Genomic DNA, 4403 nt, shown 5'->3' with positions numbered 1-4403 from the left:
GGGACGGATGGCGCAGGCCGATCTTGTGCTCTGGCTCGACCCGGCCGACAACCCCGCGCCGCTGCCGGCAGATCTCGGGCCGCATCTGCATGTCGTGACCAAGATCGACCGGGTCGATGAACCGGTCTTGCGCGGGGATATCGCCATCGCCGCCCCGTCGGGCGAGGGTATGAATGCGCTGCTCGCACGCCTGCGTGAAGCGGCGGAATCGCTTTTCGGTGAAGGCGATGCGCTGATCACCCGCGAGCGCCATCGCGTCGCGCTGATCGAGGCCTGCGAAGCGTTGCAGCGTGGTTGCCAGCAGAGGGAGACCGAGCTCTTCGCTGAGGATATGCGGCTCGCAGCGCGGGCGATCGGGCGGATCAGTGGGCGCGTCGATGTCGAGGATGTGCTCGACCATCTGTTTTCGAGCTTCTGTATCGGCAAGTGACGTGTCGGATTGCAGCTGTTTCACGTGAAACACGCGGCGGGTTCTCAGCGGAAATTGCGTCCGCGCGGCATCGCCGCTGCAACGGCGCGTTTCGGGATGAAATCCCGCTCTGATTCCCGCGCTGCGATGTCCTCTGGCAGGCCGGGTTCCTCGCGCACCAAAGCCTCGATCTTCGCAGCCTTGCCCGGACGCCGGGGCGGGGCGCCGCGCTGGTCGATTCCGGGGCGCTTGACCTCGTCACCGCGCGCCAGCGCTTCTGGCGCCGGCAGGCGGGCAACTTTCTGCATCAGGCCGGTGAGATCTTCCAGCGCCTCCACGACCAGATGGGTGACGCCGTTCGCCTGTTGCAGCCGTCCGCGCGCGCCCACGAGCCGGGCGCCGAGCACGACCGGGCGGAAGCGCTCGAAGACTTTCGGCCAGACGATCAGATTGGCGATCCCGCTCTCATCCTCCACCGTCATGAAGACGACCCCCTTGGCCGAGCCGGGGCGCTGCCGAATCAACACCAGCCCGGCGCAGCCGATTCTGACGCCGTGTCGGGCCCCATCGAGATCGGCGCAGGCGCGCAGATTGCGCCCGGCGAGCTCCCGGCGCAGGAAGGAGACCGGATGCGCCTTGAGCGACAGGGTGAGCGCGCGATAATCCGCCACCACCTTCTCGCCGGGCGGCATGGCGGGCAGCTCGGCATCGGGTTCGCGCTCGGCCATGCGGGCGGCGGCAAAGAGCGGCAGATCATCCTTGTCGCCGGTGCGTCGCAAGGCCTTCACCGCCCAGAGCGCGTCGCGCCGCTCCAGCCCTAGTAACTGGAACGCATCCGCCTCCGCCAGCCGTTCCAGCACGGCGGGGGAAAGCCCGGTGCGCAGCCACAGATCGCGCACCGAATCATAGCCGCCCCCGCGCCGCTCCACGATCATGCGCATATCGGCCTCGCGCAGGCCCTTGATCATGCGAAAACCGAGCCGGATCGCGTGATCGCTCAGGATATCTTCGCGCATGTCAGCATGCCGGCGATGCAGGCGCGGATGGGCGGGTTCATCGGCTTCGAGCGTGCAATCCCAGTCCGAGGCGTTGATATCGGGATGCTCTACCCGCACCCCGTGTTCGCGGGCGTCGCGCACGATCTGGGCGGGGGCGTAGAACCCCATCGGCTGGGCATTGAGCAGGGCGCAGGCGAAGACATCCGGGTAGCGCGTCTTAAACCAGCAGGAGGCATAGACCAGCAGCGCGAAACTCGCCGCATGGCTCTCGGGAAAGCCGTATTCGCCGAAGCCCTCGATCTGCTTGAAGCAGCGCTCGGCGAAGACGCGGTCATAGCCGCGCGCTTCCATGCCATCGACCATCTTGCGGGCGAAGGTGGAGATCGTGCCCACACGCCTGAATGTGGCCATGGCCCGGCGCAACCGGTCCGCCTCGCCTGGGCTGAACCCGGCCGCGACGATGGCGATGCGCATGGCCTGTTCCTGGAAGAGCGGCACGCCGAGGGTCTTGCCGAGCACCCGTTCGAGCTCGTCCGGGGGGCCGTGTTCCGGAGCGGGAGCGGGGAAGGCGACGGGCTCGCTTCCCTCGCGCCGGCGCAGATAGGGATGCACCATGTCGCCCTGGATCGGGCCGGGCCGCACGATCGCCACCTCGATCACAAGATCGTAGAAGCAGGCCGGTTTCAGCCGTGGCAGCATCGACATCTGCGCACGGCTCTCGATCTGGAAGACGCCGAGCGTATCGGCGCGCCCGATCATGGCGTAGACGCGCGGATCCTCCGCCGGGATGGTCGAGAGTTGCAGCCGCTTGTCGTAATGCGTCTCCAGCAGATCGAAGGCGCCGCGCAGGCACGACAGCATGCCGAGTGCGAGCAGGTCGATCTTGAGAATACCCAGGGCATCGAGATCGTCCTTGTCCCATTCCACCGTGGTGCGCCCCTCCATCGCGGCATTGGCCACCGGCGTGACCTCGTCGAGGCGCGTGCGGGTGATGACGAAACCGCCGGTATGCTGGGAGAGATGGCGGGGAAAGCCGGTCAGTTCGTCGGCGAGCCGAAGCGCCATGGCGAGGCGCTCCTCCTGCGGATCGAGCCCGAGCCGGGTCACTTCGTTTTCCTCGACCCTGGCCGAGGACCAGCCCCAGATCGAGCCCGACAGCGCGTCGAGCGTATCCTGCGACAGGCCGAACACCTTGCCGACCTCGCGGATGGCCGAGCGGGCGCGATAGGTGATCAGGCTGGCAGCCAGCCCGGCCCGCTCGCGGCCATAGCGCGCATAGACGTATTGCATCACCTCCTCGCGTCGCTCATGCTCGAAATCGATGTCGATATCCGGCGGCTCCTTGCGTTCCGCCGAGACGAAGCGCTCGAAGAGCAGGTCGTGTTTCGTCGGATCGACCTCGGTGACGCCGAGGCAGAAACACACGCTCGAATTCGCCGCCGAGCCGCGCCCCTGGGCGAGGATTCCCCTGGAGCGGGCAAAGCGCACGATATCGTGTACGGTCAGAAAGTACGGCGCGTAGCCGAGCTGCCCGATCAGGGAGAGTTCGTGCTCCAGGGCGGTTTCGACCTTCTCCGGGATAGTCTCGCCGAAGCGCTCCCGGGCGCCCTGGCGGGTATAGTGTTCGAGCGCTTCCTGCGCCGTATCGAATCCGGCGCGAGCTTCCTCCGGATATTCGTAGCGCAATTCATCGAGGGAAAAGCCGAGCCCGTCCATGAAGCGGCCCGTCTCGGCAATCGCTTCCGGCATGGTATGAAACAGCCGCGCCATCTCCGCCGATGGCTTGAGATGGCGCTCCGCATTGGCCTCGAGCCGCTGCCCGGCTGCATCGAGGGTCAGGCCCAGACGAATACAGCTGACCACATCCTGCAACGCACGCCGTTCCGGCTCATGATAGAGCACATCCCCCACGGCGATCAGCGGCAGCCCGTGCGCCTGCGCCAGCTCCCGCCGCGCCGCCATGGTATGACGCGGCGCGCGTCCATAGCTTGCACTGACTCCGATCCATAGCCGATCGGGGGCAATGGCTATCAGTGCGGCGATGACGGCGCTTTCTCCCCTCTCCCTCCGTGGAGAGGGGTCGGGGGTGAGGGGCTTGGAAGATGGATCTCTGCCGTTGATGGCGTCCGCGCCCGTCATGACGGGCGAATCCGATTCTGAGACCCCCTCACCCCCGACCCCTCTCCACCAGGGAGAGGGGAGTTCCGGCGCGTCCTTCATGGAGGCGCCTCCCGCCATCACGATGAACTGCACATCCTGCGCATGGGCGGCGAGGTCGGTGCGGGTGATGTGGCAGGCGCCCTTGGGGGCGCGGCGTTTGCCGAGGGTCAGAAGCCGGCACAGACGTCCATAGGCGGCGCGGTCGCGGGGATAGGCCAGCAGATCCGGTGTATCGTCTGCGAAGACGAGGCGTACGCCGATGGCGAGTTGCAGATCGGCGAAACCGTCGCGGCCCTGATCGGCGCGCCATTCCCGCAGGGCGACATGGGCGCGCACCACGCCGGCGAAGGAATTGTGGTCGGCGATGCCGATCCCCGACAGGCCGAGCGCGGCGGCCTGCGCGACGATCTCCTCGGGATGCGACGCGCCGCGCAGGAAGGAGAAATTCGTCGTGACGGCGAGTTCGGCATAGGCACGCATGACACCGGATCCACTGCGAAACAGGGGAGCGGTTCTAGCAAATGTTCGCTAAAAGTTCTATATGATTCACATTCGATGCCGACACCCGCGACGACCCGTCGCGACCCGCGCGCCGCCTCGCCTTACCAGACCAGCTTGTCGAGAATCGCTTCCGGCTGATGCGTCTGCGCCGCGATCCACTCCCCCGCGCTCTCCGAGGAGAGCGCGATACGGTCGAGGCCGAGCTCGTGGGTGTGGATGCCGCGGGCGATCAGCAGCGCATGGGCGCCATAGGCGTGTGCGCCGGCGATATCGGTGCGGATCGCGTCGCCGATGGCGAGGATGCGCGAGGCCGGGGCGTCAGTGGGCAGGCCGCG

General features: G+C 67.0%; 2 protein-coding genes and 1 pseudogene. 1 reads left to right on the top strand and 2 read right to left on the bottom strand.

Annotated features, from left to right (window positions below; all coding sequences use genetic code 11):
• A pseudogene (locus VKP01_RS05500) lies at nucleotides 1-430 on the top strand (tRNA uridine-5-carboxymethylaminomethyl(34) synthesis GTPase MnmE); the annotation flags it as partial.
• A gap of 44 nt (nucleotides 431-474) precedes the next feature.
• On the opposite strand, the gene VKP01_RS05495 reads toward VKP01_RS05500, so the two are convergent.
• Nucleotides 475-4047, bottom strand: a complete 3573-nt coding sequence (locus VKP01_RS05495; protein ID WP_324411043.1) for an error-prone DNA polymerase — start codon at nucleotides 4045-4047, stop codon at nucleotides 475-477.
• 122 nt (nucleotides 4048-4169) lie between these two features.
• Nucleotides 4170-4403, bottom strand: a 234-nt coding sequence (locus tag VKP01_RS05490) for an HAD hydrolase-like protein (protein ID WP_324411041.1), incomplete at its 5' end; no start/stop codon positions are given.

The organism is Saliniramus sp. (genome assembly GCF_035311605.1).
In the GTDB taxonomy this organism is placed as follows: domain Bacteria; phylum Pseudomonadota; class Alphaproteobacteria; order Rhizobiales; family Beijerinckiaceae; genus Saliniramus.
The sequence above is the reverse complement of the archived record's forward strand: the minus strand, read 5'-3'. Positions and strand labels throughout refer to the sequence as shown.

What these genes read in the sequence shown, in the direction of transcription:
- VKP01_RS05495 (WP_324411043.1), bottom strand. Translation starts at nt 4,047, where the DNA reads ATGCGTGCCTATGCCGAACTCGCCGTCACGACGAATTTCTCCTTCCTG.